Below are 22,889 nucleotides of genomic sequence, written 5' to 3'. Positions count from 1 at the left end.
GTTGATGGGTGGGGCGAAACGCGCCTAGGGGAGCGTAACGACTGCCGCGGCGTACACGAGACCCGCCCCGAACCCGATGATCAGGGCGAGGTCGCCGCTGTGGGCCTCGCCGCTCTCCAGCATGCGCTCCATCGCCAACGGGATGGAGGCCGCGGAGGTGTTGCCGGTCTCCGCGATGTCGCGGGCGACCGGCACCGACTCCGGCAGCTTGAGCGCCTTGATCATGGCGTCGGTGATCCGCATGTTGGCCTGGTGCGGGATGAAGGCACCGAGCTGGTCGGCGGTGATCCCGGCGGCGTCCAGCGCCTGCTGGGCCACCTTGGCCATCTCCCAGACCGCCCAGCGGAAGACCGGCTGGCCCTCCATCCGCAGGGCCGGCCACTTGGCCTCCGTGCCCTCGCCGTTGATGGCGCCGGGCTGGGCGAAGGCGGTGTCCCAGGCCCGGGTCTGCGAGATGACGTCCTTCTGCGAGCCGTCCGAGCCCCAGATCAGCTTGCCGATCCCGGGAGTGTCGGAGGGGCCGACGATCGCGGCGCCGGCGCCGTCGCCGAAGATGAACGCGGTCGAGCGGTCCGACTTGTCGGTCAGGTCGCTCAGCCGCTCGACGCCGATCACCAGCACGTACTCGGCGTTGCCGCCGCGGATCATGCCGTCGGCCAGGCCCAGGCCGTAGCCGAAGCCGGCGCAGGCGGCCGAGATGTCGAAGGCCGGGGCGGTGCCGCAGCCGAGCCGCTCGGCGATCTCGGTGGCGATCGCGGGGGTCTGCTTCAGGTGCGAGACGGTCGCGACGATCACGCCGCCGATCTGCTCGGGGGCGATCCCGGCCTGCGCGATGGCCTTGCCGGCGGCCTGTACCGACATCTCGGCGACGGACTCCTCCGGGCCGGCCCAGCGGCGCTCGGCGATCCCGCTGCGGGTGCGGATCCACTCGTCCGAGGAGTCGATCCACTCCAGGACCTCGGAGTTCGGGATGACCCGGACCGGGCGGTAGCCGCCGACACCGTGGATGCGGGAGTACCGCGCGCCGGTGGCGGGACGGATCTGCGGCTTGGTCATGCCTGGTCCTCCTGGTCCTGCTGATCCTGACCGCCGTGCTCCGCGATGAGCTCGCTGGCCTTGTCCAGGTCGGCGGGGGTCTTCAGGGCGAGCGTGGCCACACCCTTGAGGTTGCGCTTGAGCAGTCCGGTGAGGGTGCCCGCGGGGGACAGCTCGATCACGGCGGTCGCGCCCAGCTGCCCGAGGGTCTCCATGCAGAGGTCCCAGCGGACCGGGTTGGAGACCTGCGACACCAGGCGCGCGAGCACCTCGGCACCGGAGCCGACGACCGCGCCGTCCTTGTTGGAGACGTAGCGGACCTGCGGGTCGGCCACGGTCAGGGTCGGGGCCAGCTTGGCCAGCCGCTCCACGCCGGGGGCCATGTGCTCGGTGTGGAAGGCACCGGCCACCTTCAGCGTGATCAGCTTGGCGCCGGCCGGCGGGTCCGCCTTCAGTGCCTCCAGCTGGGCCAGCGTGCCGGCGGCGACGATCTGGCCGCCGCCGTTGTTGTTGGCCGCGGTCAGGCCGTGCTCCGCCAGCTTCGCCGCGACGACCTCCGGGTCGCCGCCGAGCACGGCGGTCATGCCGGTCTCGGTGACGGCGGCGGCCTCGGCCATGGCCCGGCTCCGCTCGCGGACGAAGGTCAGTGCGTCCTGGGCGCTGAGCACCCCGGCACCGGCCGCGGCGGTGATCTCGCCGACGCTGTGGCCCGCGACGGCGCCGACCAGCTTGCGGGCGACGTCCTCGTCCGGGAACAGCTCACGGGCGGTCACCAGACCGGCGGCGACCAGCAGCGGCTGAGCGACGGCGGTGTCCTTGATCTCCTCGGCGGACGCCTCGGTACCGGCGTGCACCAGGTCGAGCCCGGCGACCTCCGACCAGCCGCGCAGGCGGTCGGCGACACCGTCGAGCTCCAGCCAGGGGCTGAGGAAACCGGGGGACTGGGCACCCTGTCCAGGGGCGACGATTACGAGCACGGTTCAACCCTCTCTCGCCAGGCGCCCAGGGGCGGGTAGGCGACGGTAACGAAGAAAACCATCCGGGATTGTATGGTCCCTACACCCGGCTCAGCTGGGCTCTCCGGCGTCGGCCAGCCGACCGAGGGCCAGTGCGATCCGCAGAGTGAACGCCGAACGTACGTCGGAGGGGGCGTACCCCGTGACGTCGGTCACACGTCGCAGCCGGTAGCGCACCGTGTTGGGGTGGACGAAGAGCATCCGGGCCGCGCCCTCCAGGGAGGACGCCTGCTCCAGGTAGACACTCAGCGTCTCCAGCAGCGCGGAGCCGGCCTCGTCCAGCGGTGTGTAGATCTCCTCCACCAGCTGGTGCCGGGCGGCCTGGTCCCCGGCCAGCGCCCGCTCGGGCAGCAGGTCGTCGGCCAGCACCGGGCGGGGGGCGTCCGGCCAGGCGGCGCAGGCGCGCAGGCCGGCCGTGGCGGCGTGCGCCGAGCGGGTCGCCGAGAGCAGGTCCGGCACGGTCGGGCCGATCACCACCGGGCCCGGCGCGAACTGGCCGATCAGCGCCCGGGCGGCGTGCACCGGCTCCTTGTCACCGCCGACCACGACCACCAGGCGCTTGCCCAGCACCCCGGTCAGCACGTTCAGCTTGGCGTACCGGGCGGCCCGGCGGATCGCCTCCACCACCAGCTCGCTGTCGCCGTCCGGGGCGCTGCCCATCACCACCCGGACCTGGCTGGGCTGCCCCCAGCCGAGCGCGGCGGCGCGGGACAGCACGCCCTCGTCGGCGTCGCCGGACAGCAGCGAGTTGACGACCAGCGCCTCCAGCCGGGCGTCCCAGGCGCCGCGCGCCTCGGCGGCCTGGGCGTACACCTGGGCGGTGGCGAAGGCGATCTCCCGGGCGTAGACCAGCACGGACTCGCGCATGTCCGCCTCGTCGCCGGGGGCGGCCACCTCCTCGATGGCCTCCTCCATCACCTCGATCGTGGTGCGGATCAGCTCGACGGTCTGGCGCAGGGTGATCGCCCGGGTCAGCTCGCGCGGGGCGGTGCCGAAGACATCGGTGGAGATCGCCTGGGCGGCGTCGGGTTGGCGGTACCACTCGGTGAAGGCGGCGATACCGGCCTGGGCGACCAGGCCGATCCAGGAACGGTGCTCCGGCGGCATCCGCCGGTACCAGCCGAGTTGGTCGTCCATCCGCGCGATCGCGGCGCTGGCCAGCTTGCCCGAGGACTTCTCCAGCCGCTTGAGCGTCGCCGCCCGGCGCTCGGCCCGCTCGGCGGCGTTTCTGCGCTCCTGGGCCGTCAGGCGGGGCGCCGCCCGGCCCGGGCGGTCGCGGCCGGCCCGGGCGGCCGGGCTCTCACCGGTCGGTTCGGGTGCGGCGGGACTGGGTTCGTTCTGGGAGTTCGTGGAGGCGGCTGGCACAAGGACAAGACTGCCTCACGTGAGTGGCTGCTCGTGCACACCCCCCGGCGGAGCGGCGCGGTGGGAAGGGTCACACCCACTACGGTATGGGAGTGTGACCGACGCTCCTGACCGCTCCCGTGCCGATCTGCGCCGCACCGCCGAGCGCTACCGCTCCGTCCCGGCCGAAGGCATCGAGACCCGCCACGCGTTCTCCTTCTCCGGCCACTACGACCCGAAGAACACCCACTTCGGTGCACTGCTCGCGTGCAACGAGGAACTCCTCGCCCCCGGCGCAGGGTTCGAGGAGCACAAGCACCGGGACACCGAGATCCTCACCTGGGTGCTGGAGGGCGCGCTGGCCCACCGGGACTCGCACGGCCACAGCGGGGTGGTGCGACCGGGCATGATCCAGCACCTCAGCGCGGGCTCCGGCGTCACCCACACCGAGCGCAACGTCGGCGGTGCCACCGGGCCGGTGCGCTTCGTCCAGATGTGGCTCCAGCCGGACGAGTTCGACGCCGCCCCGGCGTACGGGCTGCGCAGGGTGGAACCGGCGGACGGCGGGTTGACACTGCTGGCCTCCGGGTTGGAGCGCGACGCGGGCACGGACGCCCTGCGGCTGCGCCGCGGTGACGCCGCGCTCTGGCTGGCCGTTGCCGGGCCGTGGCAGCCGCTGCCGCAACTGCCCGAGGCGCCCTGGCGGTACGCCCACCTGACGGCCGGCTCGCTGGGCTACCGGACGATCCCGGGGCCCAAGGGCGGTGGCCGTTCGATGGTCCCGGGCGACAGCGTGCGGATCACCGGCGAGGCCTTCACCGACCCGACGGCGGGCGAGACCGGCGCCGAACTCCTGCTCTGGGAGATGCACTCGCCGGTCTCGTACGGCTAACCGTTCAGCTCGGAGAGCACCGCGTCGGAGAGGGCCGGCCAGACCTCGACGGCCCACGGCCCGAAGTCCCGGTCGGTGAGCGCGATGCAGGCCACGCCGACCTGCGGGTCGACCCACAGGAAGGTGCCGGACTGGCCGAAGTGGCCGAAGGTCTCGGGGGAATTGGCGGTGCCGGTCCAGTGCGGGCTCTTGCCGTCGCGGATCTCGAAGCCGAGGCCCCAGTCGTTCGGGCGGCGGTGGCCGTAGCCGGGCAGCACGCCGCTGGTGCCGGGGAAGGCGACCTCGCGGGTGGCCCGCCGGACGGTGGAGGGGTCCAGCAGCTTGGGCGACTGCAGCTCGGCGGCGAAGCGGGTCAGGTCGGCCACCGTGGACAGGCCGCCGGCGCCGGCCGGGGACTTGTGCGCGGTGTTGAGCACGGTGTCGTGCATGCCCAGCGGCTCGAACACCGCCTCGGCGACGTAGCGGTGGAACTCGATCCCGGCGGCCTCGGACAGCGCGCGGGCCAGCGCGTCGAAGCCGGCGTTGGAGTAGAGCCGGCGGTTGCCGGGCTCGGCGAAGATCCGGTCCTCGTCGAAGCCGAGGCCGGAGGTGTGGGCGAGCAGGTGGCGCACGGTCGAACCGGGCGGACCGGCCGGGTCGTCCAGCTCGAACACGCCCTCCTCGATCGCGACCAGCGCCGCGTACGCGGTGAGCAGCTTGGTCACCGAGGCCAGCGGGAAGAGGTGCTGCTGCGGCCCGTGCGCGCCCAGCACCGCGCCGTCCGCACCCCGGACCACCGCCGCGGCGGCGTGGGGCACGGGCCAGTTCTCGATCATCCGCAAGCTCTCCATGCGGTTGACTCTAGTCGGGGCCGAAGGCGGGTGGCGGGGCCACCTGGCTGGGAGGCTTGCTTGGAGTGCACTCCAACTCGATAGCGTCGTCGCCGTCGCACAGGACAGGGGGAACGATCAATGACCACACCCGCGCACGCAGAAGGCCGTCTGCGCAGCTGCTCCGAGGTGTTCAACCGCCCGGTCGGCGATCCGGACCGGACCCCGCGGCACACCATCAGCGAGGTCGCCGCGGCCAGCGGACTGACCGCCCACACCCTGCGCTGGTACGAGCGGATCGGCCTGCTCGACCCGGTCGACCGCGCGGTCGGCGGCCAGCGCCGCTACTGCGACGCCGATCTGCACCGGCTGGCCTTCCTGGGCCGGCTGCGGCTGACCGGGATGTCGGTGGCCGACATGCTCAAGTACGTCGGCATGGCCCGCCGCGGTGGGGAGACCTACGAAGAGCGGCGACAGCTGCTGGAGGCGCAGCGCGAGGAGGTCCGGCAGCGGATCGTCGACCTGCAGGCCACCCTCTCCGTCCTCGACTACAAGATCGATCTCTACGCCGGGAAGATCGCGGACAGCACCGGCGCTCCCGTCCAATGCCAGTACTACCGAGTAGAGGAAGAGCAGAGCGCTTGACATCCCCCTCCGGCTGAAGCCGGAGGATTCCGACCCTCGCGGGGCGGGCTTTCTGCTTCACGGCCGGTCGCCGACCCGGGGCTACCGGCGAAGGGACGGTGTGCCGCCCATCGGTCTTGCATCAGCTCCACAGACCTGACTTCCCGCCAGCCCGGCGGTAGGCCGGGCCGGAACTTGGCTATCGCCCCGGCTCGGCATGACCTAACCCATCACGAACAGTGACCACTTGGAGGCGTCAGATGACTCACCCTGTCCTCCCCACCGCCGAACTCGGCACCGCCGGCCCGCTGGTGGGCGTCCAGGGCCTCGGCTGCATGGGCATGAGCGAGTTCTACGGCCCGACCGACTCCGGCGAGGCACTCGCCACCCTGGACGCCGCCCTGGAGGCCGGTGTCACCCTGTTCGACACCGCCGACGCCTACGGCTACGGCCGCAACGAGGAGTTCATCGGCCCCTTCGTCCGGGCCAACCGGGACAAGGTGGTGCTCGCCACCAAGTTCGCCATCGAGCGCAAGGAGGACGACCCGGCCCACCGCGGCATCCGCAACGACCCGGCGTACATCCGGGCCGCCGTGGACGCCTCGCTGCGCCGCCTCGGCGTGGACGAGATCGACCTCTACTACATGCACCGCCGCGACCCGGCCGTGCCGCTGGCCGATTCGGTCGGCGCGATGGCCGAGCTGGTCAAGGCCGGCAAGGTGCGCCACCTGGGCCTGTCCGAGGTGACGGGCGCCGAGCTGCGCGAGGCGCACGCGATCCACCCGATCGCCGCGCTGCAGTCCGAGTGGTCGGTGTTCGCCCGGGACGTCGAGCGCACGGTGGTGCCGGCCGCGGCCGAGCTGGGCGTCGCCCTCGTGCCGTACTCGCCGCTCGGGCGCGGCTTCCTGACTGGCGCGTTCCAGGCCGCCGAGCAGCTCGCGGCGGACGACGTGCGGCGCACCCAGCCGCGGTTCACCGGTGAGAACGCGGCGGCCAACGCCGAACTGCTCGCGCCGCTGCGGGAGATCGCGTCGGCCCGCAGGATGACGATGGCGCAGGTCGCGCTGGCCTGGGTGCAGCAGCGGGCCGAGGTGCACGGGCTGACCGTGGTGCCGATCCCGGGCACCCGCAAGCGCAGCCGGCTGGCCGAGAACACCGCCGCGGCGACCCTGCGGCTCACCGCGGCGGAGCTGGCGCTGCTGGAGCCGGTGTCGGCGCAGGTGGCCGGCGGCCGCTACGCCGACATGAACTTCACCTTCGTCGGGCGGGAGTAGCACCCGACCGGGCCCGGGGAGCCGTCGCTCCCCGGGCCCGGCGCCTTCCGGGCTCGGCGGTTCAGGCCCTGAGGTTCAGGCCTTGCGGCCGGTGAAGGCCGCCAGCCGGGTGTGGATGTCGGCGTCCTCGGCGACCGGCTGCACCTCGCCGAACGGGACGCCCTCGACCCGGCCCTCGGCCGGGAGGACGGCCTCGGCGATGGCCAGCGCGGTGTGCGCCAGCCCGTCGTCCAGGGCGAAGCCGTTGTCCAGGGTCTTCGCGATGTCCCAGGCGTGGGTCGTCGCCTCCATCACGTAGCCGCCGACTGCCATGCCGCCGGGCACCTCGCCCCAGGGGGCGAAGGTCGGGCGGCCCAGTTTGGCGTCGTCGGCCCAGGCGGTGGTGGCGCGGGCGCGGGCCCGGGCGAGCGCGGCCGACCAGCCCTCGTCGGACGGGTCCTCGATGCCGGGCAGGACGTCCTCGGCGTGGCCGCCCTCGCCCATGTACGCGAAGCGGTGGATGCCGCCGACCACGTGGTTCAGCAGCTGGCGCAGCGTGAACTCCTCGCAGGGGGTGGTTCGGTCGAGGTCGGCCGGGGTGATCGCGGCGAACAGCTTCTCCAGCTGGCCGAGGGCGAGCAGGTACTGCGGGCGGGCGTCCTGGATGGCGTTCACGGGTGGTCAGCTCCCTTGTGCGGTGCGGTCTTTCGAGTCTTTCGGGCTCGGAACGCAATCTCCCAGTAAAACCTGACAAGTGCCGTCAGGATTACTGGGATTCTTGTGTCATGAAGGCCGACCGCCTGCTCTCGATCCTCCTGCTGCTCCAGACCCGCGGCCGGGTGTCCGCCACCGAGCTCGCCGAACGGCTGGAGGTGTCCGTCCGTACCATCTACCGCGACGTGGAGTCGCTCTCCGCGGCCGGGGTGCCGGTGTTCACCGAGCGCGGCCGGCACGGCGGCATCAATCTCCTGCCCGGCTACCGCACCGATGTCACCGGGCTGACCGCGGACGAGGCCCGGGCGCTGTTCGTGCTCTCCGCCCAGGGCGCGCACAGCGACCTCGGGCTGGACGGCGCGCTCGGCTCGGCGCTGCGCAAGGTGATGGCGGCGCTGCCCGCCCCGCACCGCCCGGCCGCCGAGCGGGTCAGCGAGCGCATCCTGGTCGACCCGGCCCGCTGGATGCAGGGTGCCCAGCCCGCCGTCGGGAGCGGTCCGGACCTCGGGGAACTGCAGTACGCGGTGTTCGCCGACCGGCGGCTGCGGCTGCGCTACCGGCACGGCGGCACGCCCGCGCCGGTGGAGTACACCGTCGACCCGTACGGCCTGGTGAGCAAGGCCTCGGTCTGGTACCTGGTGGCTGATCTGCACGGCGAGCCGCGGCTGTTCCGGGCCGACCGGGTGCTGGCCGCCGAGACCACCGAGGAGGCGGTGCGCCGCCGTCCGGGGCTGGGGCTCGGCGAGGTGTGGGCGGCGCTGCGCGAGCAGGTGGAGCGGATACCGAAGGAGGTGCCGGTGCGGGTGCGGGTCCGGCGCGGGCGGCTGGACATGTTCCTGCGCATCCACGGCGGCCGGGTCGCCGAGCTGCCGCCGGAGGCGGGAGCCGGGCCGGCCGAGGAGTGGGTCGAGGTGGCGATGGCCTTCCCGGCCCCGGCGGCCGTCCTCTCGCTGCTGGCCTTCGGGGCGGAGGTCGAGGTGCTGTCCCCGCCGGCCGCCCGGCGCGAGCTGGCCCGGGCGGCGGCGGAGGCCCTACGGCTCTACCAGGATCAGGAGTCGGGCGTGGTCCGGACGACGTCCCGGTAGTCCCCGAGCGAGATCGCCGCGAAGTTGTGCAGGCTGTCGGTGCCGTCGGTGAAGTAGCCGTTGTGGCCGGCCGCCCGGGCCGAGGAGATCTGCTCCGCGCCGAAGCCGCCCCCGGTCGGGTCGGCGCCGTGGCCGAGCTTGCCGACCTCCAGGAACGGGACGTTGCCGATCCAGTCGCTGGGGTTGCGGGTGGCCCAGACGTGCACGCCAGCGCCCAGTTCGGAGGTGCTCTGCACGCCCATGCCGGGGCTGCCGAACACCATCATGTCGGTGATGCCCGAGATGTCGGACGGCGAGGCGGCCGCGCGGTGGATCTTCGGGGCGGCGGTGCCGCAGACCACCGAGCCGTACGAGTGGCAGAGCAGCGCCGGGGGCGCGTCCGGCCGGGTGGTCTCCTTGAGGCCGGCCAGCAGCCGCTCCAGCCGGGGCGCGCCGACGTCGGCGAGCCGGGAGGTGGCGGCGTCCGGGCCGAGGCCGGAGGGGGTGACGTAACCGGTCCAGGCGATCACGGCGGTGCGGGTGTCCGGGGCCTGGTGCTGCTCCTCGGCGTGGAGGGCGCGGGCCATGCCAGCCGGGGAGCGCAGCGGCTCGGCGGTCTGGTCGAAGTGGCCGAGGTCGGCGTCCGAGCCGGGGACGATCACGGAGATCCGCTCGGCGTCGGCGAGGTCGCCCCACACCTCGGTGACCAGGCCGCGGCCGCGCGGGTCGAAGGCCAGGACCTGCCGGCCGGGGGCCAGCAGGTGATCGACGTCGTTGGCGCGGGAGACGGCCCGCGCGCGGGTGTCGGAGTCCAGCTTCTTGTCGTCGGCGCGGGCCCGGGCGGCGTCGCGCTCGTTCGCCAGCGCGATCCGGTTGGCGCGGTAGCGCAGGTCCAGCGGGGCGCCGTCGTAGTTGCCGACGACCAGCGGGTAGTCCTTGATCAGCCGGTCCAGCTCGGTCGGGGCGAGCGAGGCGAAGAAGGCGGCGGCGTCGGCCGGGCTGGTGACGGCCGGGTCGGGCAGGAGGCGGCCGAAGGTGTGGTCCTGCACCCAGGCGGAGCTGCCGGCCGGGGGCGTGGAGATCGCCAGCTGCTCGGAGGAGACCGCGGCCGCGGCCGCCGAGGCGCCGGCGTCGGCGAGCACGGCGCAACCCGCGAACGCCCCGATCAGTACCCGCTTCCAGCGTCGACGGTTGCGCACCGCACCAACTCCCTTGGGGCCCGTCACCGTTTCGCGGGCGGTGCCCGGAGGGTGTGATTGGACTGCTGACTTCCCTGCGCAAGCCTAGAGGTCACAGGAGGGTGACGGACGCGCCTAAACTGTGGGATGGATCACATGAACCGGGGGCGTCCTGCCGACGTCCACATGCGGCTGTTCCGGCGGTGCCAACCGGAGTGCCGGGCGTCGAATTTGGAGCAGGCTCCGCGCCCCCTCCGTGTCGTGTTCTCCGGCGCGGGTCACACCCCGTACGACGGGCTCACAGCACGCCCAGCGCGTACGCGGCGAAGAGCGCCCCCGCGGTTCCGGCCGCCGCCTTGCCCAGCCGGGAGAAGGCCGTCCAGGGGCCGTCGAAGCGCCGGGTGAACCATCCGATCGCCACCAGGGCGGCTCCGAACAGCGGAAGCAGCGCCAGCCGGGCGACCACCCAGCCCAGCGAGTCCGGCGCGGTGGTCAGCCCCGGGACGGCGCCCGGGCCGGCCGCGCCGGGCACCGCCACCGCGAGCATCGCGCTCTGGTGCCAGCAGAAGATCGTCATCGCCGACAGGTTGACCACCACCACCGGCAGCCACAGCAGCGGACGGCGGGTCAGCAACCGGCCCAGCCGCTCCCGCAGCAGCACCGCGGCGCCGCACTGCACCGCCGCCAGGGCGAGCACCAGCAGGGACGGCGGGTGCGAGTTGGTCCGCTCGACGCCGGGGACGCCGACCATGCTGGCCGGGTAGTGGAACACCACCAGCAGCGCGGCGAACAGCGCGCCGCCGCCGAGCAGCAGCGCCCGGGCGGCCGGGCGGCCGAGCCGCCCCCGCGCCCACAGCACGCCCAGCTGGTAGCCGAACAGCCAGCCCGGCAGGATGTTCAGCAGTCCGACCCAGGACGGTACCGCCTCGGCCCACGGACCGTACCGCAGCAGGTCGACCACCGCGACCACGGCCGCCAGCAGGCCCGCCGACCAGCCGCCCAGCCGCCGGGCGAACGCGACACAGAGCGGGGTGAGCGCGGTCAGCCCCAGGTAGACCCCGATGTACCAGAGCGGCTGCACCACCAGCGTGGCGCCGGTGCGCAGGGTGTCCACCGGGACGCCGAGCCGGGGCAGCAGCGGGATCAGCAACGCCCAGAGCGCCGTCACCCCGAGCACCGGGCGCAGCAGCCGGATCGTACGGCCTCGTAGCCAACTCCCGTACCCGGAGCCCGCCGGACGGCGCACCCCGACGCCCTTCCCCCGGGCCCGTTCCAGCGAGCGGACCGAGGAGTAGCCGCCGACCAGGAAGAACACCCCGAGCATCTGCAGCACCCAGCTGACCGGGGCGAAGAAGCCGAGCGAGGAGAGCGGGCTGGCGTTGTGCAGGGCGCCGTCGGGGGTGAGGGTGAGGCCGCCGAGCATCCAGTGCCCGATCGGCACCGAGAGCAGGGCGAGGGCGCGCAGCCCGTCCAGGGCGCGGTCGCGGGTCTCGGGAGTGCGCGCGTCGACCTTCTCGGCGGCGCGGCGCAGGGTGGTGAGCGGGTGGGCCATGGCGGTGCTCCTTCCAGGTCAGCCGCGGCCGAGGGCGATGGCGGCGTAGGCGGCGAGCGAGGCGGTGCCGGGGGCGAAGTAGCCGGAGTGGCCGTGGGATCCGGTGGCGGGCAGCGGGCGGGCGCCGAAGCCGGGGTCGGTCGGGTCGGCGCCGTGGCCGAGGCCGAGCAGCCGGACGTTGGGCACGTTGCCGATCCAGTCCGATCCGTTGCGGGCGGTGGCCCAGAGCGGGACGCGCGGGTCGAGGTCGGCGGCCGAGTCGACGCCCATGCCGGGCGAGCCGAGCACCACCACGCCGGAGGCCTGGCCCGGGTTCGGGCGGGCCAGTCCGCAGACCACCGAGCCGTAGCTGTGGCAGAGGACCGTGGTCGGGGCCTGCGGACGGGTGCTGACGGCGAGTCCGTCGAGCAGTCGGGTCAGCCGGGTGGCGCCGGCCCGGGCGAGGTCCTCGGTGGCGGCGTCCAGACCGAGGCCGACCGGCGTGGTGTAGCCGGCCCAGGCGACCACGGCGGTCTGCCCGCCGGTGGCCCCGTACAGGGCGCGGGCCATTCCGGCGGGGGTGCCGTACGGGTCGCCGGCGCGGTCGAAGCTCAGCAGGTCGATGTCCGATCCGGGGACGATCACGGCGGTGCGGCGGGCGGTGGCGAGGTTGCCGTACACCTCGGCGACCTGGCCGCGGCCGCGCGGGTCGAAGGCGAGGATCTGCCGGCCGCCGTCCAGCAGGGTGCGGTAGCGCTCGGCGCGGGTGCGGGCGGCCTCGTGGTCCTGCGGGGTGAGTGCCGGGTCGGCGGCCCGGGTGAGTTCCCGTTCGCGTTCGGCGGTGAGGGCCAGGGTGTTGGCGCGGTGGCGGAGTTGGACCGGGGCGCCGTCCAGGTTGCCGACCGTCAGCGGGTGCCGGGCGGCCAGGGCGTCCTGCTGGGCGGGCGCCAACGCGGCGAAGAAGGCGGCGACTTGGGTCGGGGTGGCGGCGGCCGGGTCGGGCGTTCGGAGGCCGAAGCCGGTGTCGGCGGTCCAGGCGGCGCTGCCGGGCGGAGGGCCGGTGAGGGCGGTCTGGGTGTCGGCGGCCCAGCCGCCCGCGCCGAGCAGCGCCGCCAGCGCCACCGCGGTGGCGGCGATCGCCCGCCTGGTCCGGAACTTGCGCATGTCCCTGCTCTCCCTCGTCTGTTCGGCTGCCGACTACGGCTGTCGACGGGGAGGAAGGTAGGAATGCGACGGCCCCGCGGGCGTCAGACCGCGGGGCCAAGTCCCGGGTGCTACCCGGGTATCAGGCACGCCCCGAGTCGAAGGGCGCGCCGGTGCCGGAAGGGAGAAACGAGGGAGCGACGGAGGAGCGGGGCAGTGCCGACCGTCGGCACCGGGTCGAGAGCGTCCGGAGGCGGGTGGGCGAGCAGCGGCTACTGACCGGGTGTCACCAGGCCGGACTCGTAGGCCAGCACCACGGCCTGGGCGCGGTCGCGCAGGTCGAGCTTGGCGAGGATGCGTCCGATGTGGGTCTTGACGGTCTGTTCGGCGAGCACCAGCTGCCCGGCGATCTCCTGGTTGGACAGGCCGCGGGCGATCAGCTCCAGCACCTCGGTCTCGCGCGGGGTCAGGCCGTTGAGCCGCAGCTTGGGGTCGCGGCGCTTGGCCGGGCGGCTGCGGGCGAAGTCCTCGATCAGCCGGCGGGTCACCGAGGGTGCGAGCAGCGCCTCGCCGGCCGCGACCACCCGGACCGCGGCGATCAGGTCGGCCGGCGGGGCGTCCTTGAGCAGGAAGCCGCTGGCCCCGGCGCGCAGCGCCTCGTACACGTAGTCGTCCACGTCGAAGGTGGTCAGCATCAGCACCTTGGGCCGGTGGGCGCCGCCGCCTCCCCGACTACCAGTGGCCGGGTCGAGCAGCCGCCGGGCCGCCTCCAGGCCGTCCATGACGGGCATCCGGACGTCCATCAGCACCAGGTCCGGGTGGGTGCGTCCGGTGACCTCCAGGGCCTGGGCGCCGTCCGCCGCGTCCCCCACCACGTCGATGTCGCTCTGGGCGTTGAGCAGAGCGGCGAAGCCGGCCCGCACCATGGCCTGGTCGTCGACGATGATCACGCGGATGGTCATGCGGGTGTCTCCCGAGGGGTGTCTGGGCTGTCGATGCCGTCGAGTGGCAGGACGGCGGCCACCTTGAAGCCGCCGTCCGGCAGCGGGCCGGTGTCCAGCCTGCCATCGACCAGCCGGACGCGTTCCCGCATTCCGACCAGACCCTGTCCGGTGCCCTCCGCCGAGGCCTCCAGCGACTCGGTGCGTTGCGGCGGCGGCGCGTTGACCACGGTCAGCCGCAGTTCCGGGCCGTCCGCCGAGACCGACACCCAGGTGCGCGCGCCGGGGGCGTGCCGGACCACGTTGGCCAGCGCCTCCTGCACGATCCGGTAGACGGACAGGCCGACGGCCTGCGGTACCCGCTCGGCCAGCCCCTCGTCCACGGTCAGCTCGACGGGCACCCCGGCCCGCCCCACCGTCTCCACCAGCTGGGCGAGTTGGCCCACCCCGGGCTGCGGGGTCTTCTCCGCGGTGGACTCCTCGCTGCGCAGCACGCCGAGCAGCCGCCGCATCTCGGCCAGCGACTCCCGGGCGGCGTCGGCGATGGTGGTGAACTCCTCGGCGGCGTCGGCCGGTACGCCCTCGATCCGGTAGGGCGCGCTGGCGGCCTGGACGGCGATCACCGACATGTGGTGGGCCACCACGTCGTGCAACTCCCGGGCGATCCGGGCGCGTTCCTCCAGCAGGGTGCGCCGCTCGCGTTCGACCTCGCTGATCTGCTCCTGCTGCTTGAGCAGTCGGCGGGCCTCGGCGCGGTCCCGGACGGCCCAGCCGAGCAGCAGCACGGCGCCGCTGAGCGCGATCAGCAGCATGGTGGTGCCGTCGCCCGCGCGGGGCAGGCCGAGCGTCGTGGTGAGCGCGGTGATCAGGACGGTGGCGATCCAGACCGAGACCACGGTGGCCCGGCTCTCCCGCAAGGCCAGGGCGAGCAGCAGGAAGATGTACGCGAGGATCATCGGCGCCGTCCACGGCCAGGTGCCCGCCACCTGGTGGTGCCGGGCGGTGACGGCGGCGGTGATGACCAGGGTGGCGGCGCTGATCCACCAGGCGGCCAGTGGCCGGGTGATGGCGAGGAACAGCGGCGTGGTCTGGGCGACGGTCAGCGCGCCGGCCACCGGTAGCACCAGGCCGTAGAAGTTGACCAGGCTGGCGATCCCGCTGGGGATCAGCGAGGTCTGCAGGATGACCGCGACGATGTACGGCAGCCGGCGCACCCAGGGCCGGCGGGACTCCCCGAGCAGTGGCGTGTGGTCGTTGCTCGGGGTGGTCAGGTGGTGCCGCAGGACGCGGAGTTGTCGGCTGGCGTACCGGCGGGCGTCGGCTTTGGTGAGCGTCTTCATCGTGGGCCAGCCTAGGAGGGCGGGCCCACGCCGGTCGTCGGACTGGAGCGCGAACTTCCGGGGGCTATCCGGGTACGGGGTGATACCCGGGTACTACGGGCGCCAGTGCCCGGCCAGGGCCGGGCCGAGCTGGTCGAAGTGGCGCTCGATCACCGCGACCATGCCCTCGGGCCCGGCCGGCTCCTGTTCGGAGGTCCAGGACAGGTGGGCGGAGCGCAGCAGGCTGCCGAAGACGGCGGCCAGCACGACCGGGCGCAGGTCCTCGGCGGGGTCCAGCCCCTCGCGCTCGGCGAGCACCTGGACCACCAGCCGCTCCTGCTCGGTGACCCGGCGCAGGTGGGCGGCCAGCAGCGCGGGCGTCTCCTCGATGATCCGCAGCAGTTCCAGGGCGCTGCTGATCGATCCGGGGCCGGAGGTCCGCGCGTTCCCGAGGTCGCGCCAGGCCTTGACGATCGAGGCGCGCAGGGCCTGGAGCGGGGTCTCCTCGGCGGGGCGGTGGCGCAGGCACTCGATGAAGTAGTCCTCGGCGTCGGCCATCACGGCGAGCGCGACCTCGTCCTTGTTGGCGAAGTAGCGGAAGAAGGTGCGCTGGGAGACGTCCACGGCGGAGGCGATCTCGTCGACGGTGGTACGGGCGAAGCCCTGGCTCAGGAAGAGCAGGTGGGCGGCCTGCACCAGGGCGTCCCGGGTCTGCTGCTTCTTGCGCTCCCGCAGTCCGGGCGCCCGGCCGAGGTCCTCCGGGGTGCCGACGGGACGGGGGGTGTGAGCGGCCATGGCGGGGCCTTCCGGGGCGCTGGTCTGGCTGGTGGGAGCACAACCTTAGCTTCCTGACAAATGTCAGTGCAGGTCAGAAGTCATTGTTTGCCGAATGTCAGAGGCTGACATAATCTCGCGGAGTGGCGCTCGTCGGCCGGGCACTCGTGGGGACGGGTGGGTCGTCGCAGCGCCACGACCATGTCCGTTCGGTCCCGACCTCTGTCGCACGCCCCCGGAGGGCCCAGATGAGCCAGTCCGTCGTCAAGAACTCCAAGGCGGACACACCGTCGCCGAATCCACCGACCGGGGGAGGGCTCAAGGGGCACCCCTGGCTGACCCTGCTGACCGTCGCGGTCGGCGTGATGATGGTGGCCCTGGACGGCACGATCGTCGCCATCGCCAACCCGGTGATCCAGGAGAAGCTGAACGCCGCGCCGTCCGAGATCCAGTGGGTCACCAGCGGCTACCTGCTGGCGCTGGCGGTCTTCCTGATCACCGCCGGCAAGATCGGTGACCGCTTCGGCCACAAGAACACCTTCCTGGTCGGCGCGGTCGGCTTCGCCGCCACCTCGGCCGCGATCGGCTTCGCCGGCAACATCCAGACCGTGATCGCCTTCCGCGTCCTGCAGGGCCTGTTCGGCGCGCTGCTCCAGCCGGCCGCGCTCGGCCTGCTGCGCGGGGCCTTCCCGGCCGAGCGGCTCAACATGGCGATCGGCATCTGGGGCGGCGTGATCGGCGCCTCCACCGCGGCCGGCCCGATCGTCGGCGGCCTGCTGGTCGAGCACGTCAACTGGGAGTCGGTCTTCTTCATCAACGTCCCGGTCGGCCTGATCGCGCTGGCCCTGGGCCTGTGGATCCTCATGGACGTGCGGGCCGAGAACGCCGCCAAGTCCTTCGACCTGCCGGGCATCGCGCTGCTCTCGGTGGGGATGTTCGCGCTGGTCTTCGGCATCATCAAGGCTCCCGAGTGGGGCTGGGGCGACCCGAGGACGCTGCTGTTCCTGGGCGGCGCGGTGCTGCTGATGGTGCTGTTCGCGCTCTGGCAGGGCCGGGCGAAGGAGCCGCTGATCCCGCTCGGCCTGTTCCGCTCGGTGCCGCTGTCGGCGGGCGTGCTGCTGATGGTGCTGATGGCCTTCGCGTTCTTCGGCGCGATCTTCTTCGTGACCTTCTACCTGCAGAACGTGCACGGGATGAAGCCGGTCGAGGCCGGCGTCCACCTGCTGCCGATGACCGGCATGATGATCATCGGCTCGCCGCTGGCGGGCATCGCGATCGGCAGGTTCGGCCCGCGGATCCCGATCACGGCCGGGATGCTGCTCACCACCGCCGCGATGTTCGGCATGTCCACCCTGGAGACCGGCTCCGGCAACGGCGAGACGGCGCTCTGGTTCGTCCTGATGGGCCTCGGCATCAGCCCGGTCATCGTCGGTGCCACCGAGGTCATCGTGGGCAACGCCCCGCTGGAGCTGTCCGGCGTGGCCGGCGGCCTCCAGCAGGCCGCGATGCAGGTCGGCGGCAGCCTCGGCACCGCCGTGCTGGGCGCGCTGATGGCCGCCAAGGTCGGCGACGTGCTGCCCGGCAACTGGGCCGAGGCCGGCCTGAAGCCGGTCGAGGGCCCGCAGGCCGAGGGCCTCAAGCAGGCCGCCCAGCTCGGCATCGCCCCGCCGGCCCCGCCCGGCACCTCGCAGCAGGCGGTGGACGCGATGGCCGGCGCCGTGCACGAGTCCTTCGTCAGCGGCATGTCGCTCGCCTTCGCGGTGGCCGCCGTGGTGGCCTTCGCCGCCGCCCTGCTCGCCCTGCTCACCCGCCGTGGCAGCACCGACGCGGGCCCGGCCGTGCACATCTGACCAGGTTCGGAAGAGGAGACCGAAAGGGCCGGACCCCCGTGAGGGGTCCGGCCCTTTCAGGCTCTAGCCGGTGATCAGGCGTCGCCGCCGGCGGCGCCCGGGTCCGCCGCAGCCACGTCCAGCAGCTGGTAGCGGTCGATCGCGTCCTTCAGCGCCGAGCGGTCGATCTTGCCCTGCTTGGCGAGCTCGGTGAGCACCGCCAGGACGACCGACTGGGCGTCGATGTGGAAGAAGCGACGGGCCGCGCCACGGGTGTCGGCGAAGCCGAAGCCGTCGGCACCCAGCGACTGGTACTGACCGGGCACCCAGCGGGCGATCTGGTCCGGCACCGCGCGCATCCAGTCGGACACGGCGACGAACGGGCCCTCGGCGCCCTGGAGCTTCTGGGTCACGTACGGCACGCGCTGCTGCTCCTCGGGGTGCAGCAGGTTGAACTCCTCGGACTCCACCGCCTCGCGGCGCAGCTCGTTCCAGGAGGTCGCGGACCAGACGTCGGCCTTGACGTTCCACTCCTCGGCGAGGATGCGCTGGGCCTCCAGGGCCCACGGCACCGCCACGCCGGAGGCGAGGATCTGGGCCGGGATCTGGCCGGCGGAGCCCGGCGCGTACTTGTGCAGACCCTTGAGGATGCCCTCGACGTCCACGTTCTCGGGCTCGGCCGGCATTTTGATCGGCTCGTTGTAGACGGTGAGGTAGTAGAACACGTCCTCGCCGTTCGGGTGCTCGGCGCTGGAGCCGTACATCCGACGCAGACCGTCCTGGACGATGTGCGCGATCTCGAAGCCGTACGCCGGGTCGTACGCGACGACGCCGGGGTTGGTCGAGGCCAGCAGGTGCGAGTGGCCGTCGGCGTGCTGCAGGCCCTCACCGGTCAGCGTGGTGCGACCGGCGGTGGCGCCGATCACGAAGCCGCGGGCCAACTGGTCGGCCATCTGCCAGAACTGGTCGCCGGTGCGCTGGAACCCGAACATCGAGTAGAAGACGTACACCGGGATCAGCGGCTCGCCGTGGGTCGAGTAGGACGAGCCCGCGGCGATCAGCGAGGCGGTGCAGCCGGCCTCGGAGATGCCGTCGTGCAGCATCTGGCCGGTCGGCGACTCCTTGTAGGCCAGGAGCAGGTCGCGGTCGACCGACTCGTAGGTCTGGCCCAGCGGGTTGTAGATCTTCGCCGACGGGAACAGCGAGTCCATGCCGAAGGTGCGGTACTCGTCCGGCGCGATCGGCACGAAGCGGTTGCCGATGCCCTTGTCCCGCATGAGGTCCTTGAGCAGCCGGACGAACGCCATGGTGGTGGCGATGGTCTGGTTGCCGGAACCCTTCTTGACCGCCTTGTACGCGTCGTCACCCGGCAGCTCCAGCTTGCGCGGGCGCACCTTGCGGGTCGGCACGTAGCCGCCGAGCTCCTGGCGGCGGTCGTGCATGTACTGGATCTCTTCCGAGTTGCGGCCCGGGTGGTAGTAGGGCGGGTAGCCCTCTTCGAGCTGCTTGTCGGTGATCGGCAGGTGCAGCCGGTCGCGGAAGCGCTTCAGGTCCTCGACCGTCAGCTTCTTCATCTGGTGGGTGGCGTTGCGGCCCTCGAAGTTGGGGCCCAGCGTCCAGCCCTTGACCGTCTGGGCCAGGATGACCGTCGGCTGGCCCTTGTGCTCGCGGGCCGCCTTGAACGCCGCGTAGATCTTCTTGTGGTCGTGGCCGCCGCGACCCAGGTACTGGATCTGCTGGTCGGTCATGTTCTCGACCATGGCGCGCAGGCGCAGGTCGCCGCCGAAGAAGTGCTCGCGGATGTAGTCGCCGGACTCGGTGGCGTAGGTCTGGAACTGGCCGTCCGGGGTGGTGTTCATCTTGTTCACCAGGACGCCGTCGCGGTCCTGTGCGAGCAGCGGGTCCCAGCTGCGGTCCCAGATGAGCTTGATCACGTTCCAGCCGGCGCCCCGGAACTGGGACTCCAACTCCTGGATGATCTTGCCGTTGCCGCGAACCGGACCGTCCAGACGCTGCAGGTTGCAGTTGACCACGAAGGTCAGGTTGTCCAGGCCCTCGCGGGCGGCCAGCGACAGCTGGCCGAGCGACTCGGGCTCGTCCATCTCGCCGTCGCCGAGGAAGGCGTACACGTGCGAGTCGGAGGTGTCCTTGATGCCTCGGTGCTCCAGGTAGCGGTTCATCCGCGCCTGGTAGATCGCGCCGAGCGGGCCGAGGCCCATCGAGACGGTCGGGAACTCCCAGAAGTCCGGCATCAGCCGCGGGTGCGGGTAGCTGGACAGACCGTACGGGGCCTTCGACTTCTCCTGGCGGAACGCGTCGAGCTGCTGCTCGCTGAGTCGGTCCAGCAGGAAGGCGCGGGCGTAGATGCCGGGGGAGGCGTGACCCTGGAAGAAGATCTGGTCGCCGGACTCGCCCTCGGCGTCCTTGCCGCGGAAGAAGTAGTTGAAGCCGACGTCGTAGAGCGACGCGGAGGAGGCGAAGGTGGCGATGTGGCCACCGACACCGATGCCCGGGCGCTGCGCCCGGGAGACCATGACGGCCGCGTTCCAACGGGTCGCGTTGAGGATCTTGCGCTCGATTTCCTCGTTGCCGGGGAAGAACGGCTCGTCCTTGGTCGCGATGGTGTTGACGTAGTCCGTGCTGCGCATCTCGGGCACGGCGACACGCTTCTCGCGGGCGCGCTCGATCAGCCGCAGCATCAGGTAACGGGCACGCTCACGCCCCCGCTCGTCGATGGCCGCATCGAGCGACTCCAGCCATTCCGCGGTCTCCTCGGGATCGAAGTCCGGGACCTGACTCGGAAGGCCGCCAATGATGATCGGGTTGCGATCGGATCCGGAAGCCACGCTGTTCCTTCACTGTCGGTCGAAACTGAGGTGTGTCGCGCCGCCTCCATCGTGCTACCGCGCTCGGAGATCCGTCATCTCTACCGATCGGTAACCGGTCCGCCCGGTGGGCGGGCCGGTCTGGTGGCGCACGGTGCGGGCGTCTTCGTCCGCTCCGAACACCCCCGGGTGTTACGAAAAGAGGTGGTCCGACCTGGTGTCCCGTCCACCCGATGGCGGGCGGCCGGGGTGAGGGCCAACAGGAGACTCTACGCCCGCGCATGCGCGGACCCCGAATGCCGTTCGCATCTCGGGCACACGTACGACCTGTGGGCCGGGACCACCCGAAGCATCCTTGTCTCACGCAGAGAAGGGCAAATCGGTGTGATTCCCGACACGTCGACCGGCGTGTCCCGCTGCGACACGTCAACCTTTGGAGGGGATCGGCGGTCGGGTACTTGCGCGAACCGCCGCGCCCGTGTGGACTACGGCCACAGCCCCGGCATGGACGCCGGGCCGAATACTGGAGGTTATTCCCGTGAGCGCGACCGCGGACCCCGCGGACAAGTCCAACCCGGCGACCCGTCTCGGCTTCGAAGAGGGCCAGATCGTCCAGGAGCTGGGGTACGACGACGACACTGACCAGGATCTCCGCGAGGGCATCGAGGAGATCACCGGGACGGATCTTGTCGACGAGGACTACGACGACGTCGCGGACGCCGTCCTGCTGTGGCACCGCGACGACGACGGGGACCTCACCGACTCCCTCGTCGACGCCCTGGAGTACCTGGCCGAGGGTGGTCTGATCTGGCTGCTGACGCCCAAGACCGGCCGTGACGGCCACATCGAGGCCTCCGACATCGCGGACGCGGCGAAGACCGCCGGCCTGTCGCAGACCAGCTCGATCGCGATCGCCAAGGACTGGGCGGCCACCCGCCTGGCCACCAAGTCCACGGCCAAGCAGCCCAAGCAGCGCTGAACGGGCCCCGAGCCCCGCGCCGGGCCCCGTCGGAGCACTCCTCCGGCGGGGCCCGGCGCTTTTCGCGTGCCGGGCCCCGTGTTCCACGTGACCTCCCCGTGCGCGGTTCGCGGCGGGGTCGTTCGGGCCGAGGCTGTTCGCCGAGGGCGAAAGGGCTGGGACGCCCGGCGGCGCGGGCCATCCGTTCGGCCGAACGTCCGTAAGCGAATGCGAGGATGTGCCCTGCCGCGCCCGCCGCGCGGCCCGGTCGCGTCAGAAAGGTCCCGCTCATGGCCATCGAGGTCGGCACCCCGGCTCCGGACTTCCAGCTCAGCACCCAGCACGGGGAGACCGTCCGGCTGGTCGACTTCCGCGGCGACAAGCACGTGGTGCTGGTCTTCTACCCGTTCGCCTTCACCGGCGTGTGCACCGGCGAGCTGGGCGCCATCCAGCGGGAGCTGGCCGGGCTGCAGAACGACGGGGTCCAGGTGCTCGGCGTCTCCTGCGACTCGCAGTTCAGCCAGCGCGTCCTCGCCGACCGGGAGGGCCTGGAGTTCCCGCTGCTCGCCGACTTCTGGCCGCACGGCGAGGTCGCCCGGGCCTACGGCGTGCTGGACGAGGAGAAGGGCTGCCCGCTGCGCGGCACCTTCGTGATCGACAAGGCCGGCACGGTGCGCTGGAGCGTCGTCAACGGCCTCCCGGACGCCCGGGACGAGCAGGAGTACCTGAAGGTCCTCGCCACCCTCTGAGGCCCCCGGACGGGCCTTCGGAGGTGTGTCGGCCCCCGTTCGGAGGTGTGTACGGGAACCGGGCACTACGCTCGGGCCGTTGGCGAGTGGGGCGTACGTCCGTTTCCGGCGGGTGGGCGCCTCGAACCGCACCACCGCGGGGGCACCAGCCGTGCCTCCCGATTCTTGGAGGACAAGTGGGAGTCAGCCTCAGCAAGGGCGGAAACGTCTCGCTCACCAAGGAGGCCCCGGGGCTCCAAGCCGTCGTGGTCGGCCTGGGCTGGGACGTCCGGACCACCACCGGGACGGACTTCGACCTGGACGCCAGCGCGCTGCTCTGCAGCGACCAGGGCAAGGTCGCCTCGGACGGCAACTTCGTGTTCTTCAACAACCTGAAGAGCCCGGACGGCTCGGTCGAGCACACCGGCGACAACCGCACCGGCGAGGGCGAGGGCGACGACGAGGCGATCAAGGTCAACCTGGCGGCCGTCCCGGCGGACGTGCAGAAGATCGTCTTCCCGGTGTCGATCTACGACGCCGAGAGCCGCGGCCAGAACTTCGGACAGGTCCGCAACGCGTTCATCCGCGTGGTGAACCAGGCCGACAACTCGGAGCTGGCCCGCTACGACCTCTCCGAGGACGCCTCCACCGAGACCGCGATGGTCTTCGGCGAGCTGTACCGCAACGGCGCCGAGTGGAAGTTCCGCGCCATCGGCCAGGGCTACGCCTCCGGCCTGCGAGGCATCGCCCAGGACTTCGGCGTCAACGTCTGAGTCCCCGTAGGCGCACGGCTTCCGCGCCGAACTCCCGGGGCGGCCCCGGACCTTCGAGGTCCGGGGCCAGCGGGCGGCCTCCGCGGTGTCACCTCAGAGAGCGTGGATGCCCTGCCCCGGCGTCAGGATCCCCGCCGGG

At 72.4% G+C, this 22,889-nt stretch carries 20 protein-coding genes; 8 read left to right on the top strand and 12 right to left on the bottom strand.

From position 1 onward, the window contains the following. Positions 1-24 precede the first annotated feature (24 nt). The 3 genes from ACWC9T_RS29655 to ACWC9T_RS29645 all read right to left on the bottom strand — a co-directional run bounded on the left by ACWC9T_RS29655 (position 25) and on the right by ACWC9T_RS29645 (position 3,299). On the bottom strand, positions 25-1,056 hold the full coding sequence (locus ACWC9T_RS29655; RefSeq protein WP_449824120.1) for a beta-ketoacyl-ACP synthase III: 1,032 nt from the start codon (positions 1,054-1,056) through the stop codon (positions 25-27). Beyond that, complete coding sequence (locus ACWC9T_RS29650) at positions 1,053-2,012, bottom strand: ACP S-malonyltransferase (protein WP_449824119.1); 960 nt, start codon at positions 2,010-2,012, stop codon at positions 1,053-1,055. Before ACWC9T_RS29650 ends, ACWC9T_RS29655 begins: the two co-directional genes overlap by 4 nt. Positions 2,013-2,102: 90 nt before the next feature. Next, a complete protein-coding gene (locus tag ACWC9T_RS29645) occupies positions 2,103-3,299 on the bottom strand; it encodes a PucR family transcriptional regulator (protein WP_449824134.1) in 1,197 nt (398 codons plus the stop codon). A gap of 211 nt (positions 3,300-3,510) precedes the next feature. On the opposite strand from ACWC9T_RS29645, the gene ACWC9T_RS29640 reads away from it, so the two are divergent. Next, the gene (locus tag ACWC9T_RS29640; protein ID WP_449824118.1) at positions 3,511-4,287 is read left to right on the top strand and encodes a pirin family protein; all 777 of its coding nucleotides are present in this window, start codon (positions 3,511-3,513) and stop codon (positions 4,285-4,287) included. On the opposite strand, the gene ACWC9T_RS29635 is transcribed toward ACWC9T_RS29640, so the two are convergent. After that, entirely contained in the window at positions 4,284-5,117 is an 834-nt protein-coding gene (locus ACWC9T_RS29635) for a serine hydrolase domain-containing protein (RefSeq protein ID WP_449824117.1), read from the bottom strand. The two genes, ACWC9T_RS29640 and ACWC9T_RS29635, sit on opposite strands and share 4 nt — an antisense overlap. Positions 5,118-5,237: 120 nt before the next feature. Here ACWC9T_RS29635 and ACWC9T_RS29630 point away from each other — a divergent pair, with 120 nt between their 5' ends. Together ACWC9T_RS29630 and ACWC9T_RS29625 are read left to right on the top strand one after the other, a co-directional pair. Next, a complete protein-coding gene (locus tag ACWC9T_RS29630) occupies positions 5,238-5,741 on the top strand; it encodes a MerR family transcriptional regulator (RefSeq protein ID WP_449824116.1) in 504 nt (167 codons plus the stop codon). Between the two features lie 239 nt (positions 5,742-5,980). Next, positions 5,981-6,994, top strand: coding sequence for an aldo/keto reductase (locus ACWC9T_RS29625; protein WP_449824115.1), 1,014 nt, complete (start codon positions 5,981-5,983; stop codon positions 6,992-6,994). A 75-nt stretch (positions 6,995-7,069) separates the two neighbouring features. Here ACWC9T_RS29625 and ACWC9T_RS29620 read toward each other — a convergent pair whose 3' ends face one another. Beyond that, entirely contained in the window at positions 7,070-7,648 is a 579-nt protein-coding gene (locus ACWC9T_RS29620) for a TIGR03086 family metal-binding protein (RefSeq protein WP_449824114.1), read from the bottom strand. 110 nt (positions 7,649-7,758) lie between these two features. Here ACWC9T_RS29620 and ACWC9T_RS29615 point away from each other — a divergent pair, with 110 nt between their 5' ends. Next, the gene (locus ACWC9T_RS29615; protein WP_449824113.1) at positions 7,759-8,772 is read left to right on the top strand and encodes a helix-turn-helix transcriptional regulator; all 1,014 of its coding nucleotides are present in this window, start codon (positions 7,759-7,761) and stop codon (positions 8,770-8,772) included. Here ACWC9T_RS29615 and ACWC9T_RS29610 read toward each other — a convergent pair. From ACWC9T_RS29610 to ACWC9T_RS29585, 6 genes are all read right to left on the bottom strand, one after another. Further along, entirely contained in the window at positions 8,736-9,950 is a 1,215-nt protein-coding gene (locus ACWC9T_RS29610) for an alpha/beta hydrolase (protein WP_449824112.1), read from the bottom strand. The two genes, ACWC9T_RS29615 and ACWC9T_RS29610, sit on opposite strands and share 37 nt — an antisense overlap. Positions 9,951-10,227: 277 nt before the next feature. Further along, positions 10,228-11,481: an acyltransferase family protein gene (locus tag ACWC9T_RS29605; protein ID WP_449824111.1), complete on the bottom strand. Its 1,254-nt coding sequence runs from the start codon at positions 11,479-11,481 to the stop codon at positions 10,228-10,230. Positions 11,482-11,499: 18 nt separating this feature from the next. After that, on the bottom strand, positions 11,500-12,624 hold the full coding sequence (locus tag ACWC9T_RS29600) for an alpha/beta hydrolase (protein ID WP_449824110.1): 1,125 nt from the start codon (positions 12,622-12,624) through the stop codon (positions 11,500-11,502). 251 nt (positions 12,625-12,875) lie between these two features. Next, positions 12,876-13,565, bottom strand: coding sequence for a response regulator (locus ACWC9T_RS29595; protein WP_396250276.1), 690 nt, complete (start codon positions 13,563-13,565; stop codon positions 12,876-12,878). Further along, positions 13,562-14,884: a histidine kinase gene (locus ACWC9T_RS29590; protein ID WP_449824109.1), complete on the bottom strand. Its 1,323-nt coding sequence runs from the start codon at positions 14,882-14,884 to the stop codon at positions 13,562-13,564. Before ACWC9T_RS29590 ends, ACWC9T_RS29595 begins: the two co-directional genes overlap by 4 nt. A 93-nt stretch (positions 14,885-14,977) precedes the next feature. Continuing rightward, positions 14,978-15,658: a TetR/AcrR family transcriptional regulator gene (locus ACWC9T_RS29585; protein ID WP_449824108.1), complete on the bottom strand. Its 681-nt coding sequence runs from the start codon at positions 15,656-15,658 to the stop codon at positions 14,978-14,980. Between the two features lie 227 nt (positions 15,659-15,885). Between ACWC9T_RS29585 and ACWC9T_RS29580 the strand changes: the two genes are divergently transcribed. Continuing rightward, complete coding sequence (locus tag ACWC9T_RS29580) at positions 15,886-17,487, top strand: MFS transporter (RefSeq protein WP_449824107.1); 1,602 nt, start codon at positions 15,886-15,888, stop codon at positions 17,485-17,487. Positions 17,488-17,561: 74 nt separating this feature from the next. Here ACWC9T_RS29580 and aceE read toward each other — a convergent pair whose 3' ends face one another. Continuing rightward, positions 17,562-20,312, bottom strand: coding sequence for a pyruvate dehydrogenase (acetyl-transferring), homodimeric type (gene aceE, locus ACWC9T_RS29575; protein ID WP_449824106.1), 2,751 nt, complete (start codon positions 20,310-20,312; stop codon positions 17,562-17,564). A 517-nt stretch (positions 20,313-20,829) separates the two neighbouring features. Here aceE and ACWC9T_RS29570 point away from each other — a divergent pair. The 3 genes from ACWC9T_RS29570 to ACWC9T_RS29560 all read left to right on the top strand — a co-directional run bounded on the left by ACWC9T_RS29570 (position 20,830) and on the right by ACWC9T_RS29560 (position 22,750). After that, a complete protein-coding gene (locus ACWC9T_RS29570; protein WP_396250271.1) occupies positions 20,830-21,270 on the top strand; it encodes a DUF3052 domain-containing protein in 441 nt (146 codons plus the stop codon). A 269-nt stretch (positions 21,271-21,539) separates the two neighbouring features. Then, positions 21,540-21,998: a peroxiredoxin gene (locus tag ACWC9T_RS29565; RefSeq protein WP_449824105.1), complete on the top strand. Its 459-nt coding sequence runs from the start codon at positions 21,540-21,542 to the stop codon at positions 21,996-21,998. Between the two features lie 176 nt (positions 21,999-22,174). Continuing rightward, positions 22,175-22,750, top strand: coding sequence for a TerD family protein (locus tag ACWC9T_RS29560; RefSeq protein WP_449824104.1), 576 nt, complete (start codon positions 22,175-22,177; stop codon positions 22,748-22,750). Positions 22,751-22,889 lie beyond the last annotated feature (139 nt).

This window comes from Kitasatospora sp. NPDC001159 (genome assembly GCF_053598235.1).
This window is presented reverse-complemented; position numbering and strand designations above follow the sequence as displayed.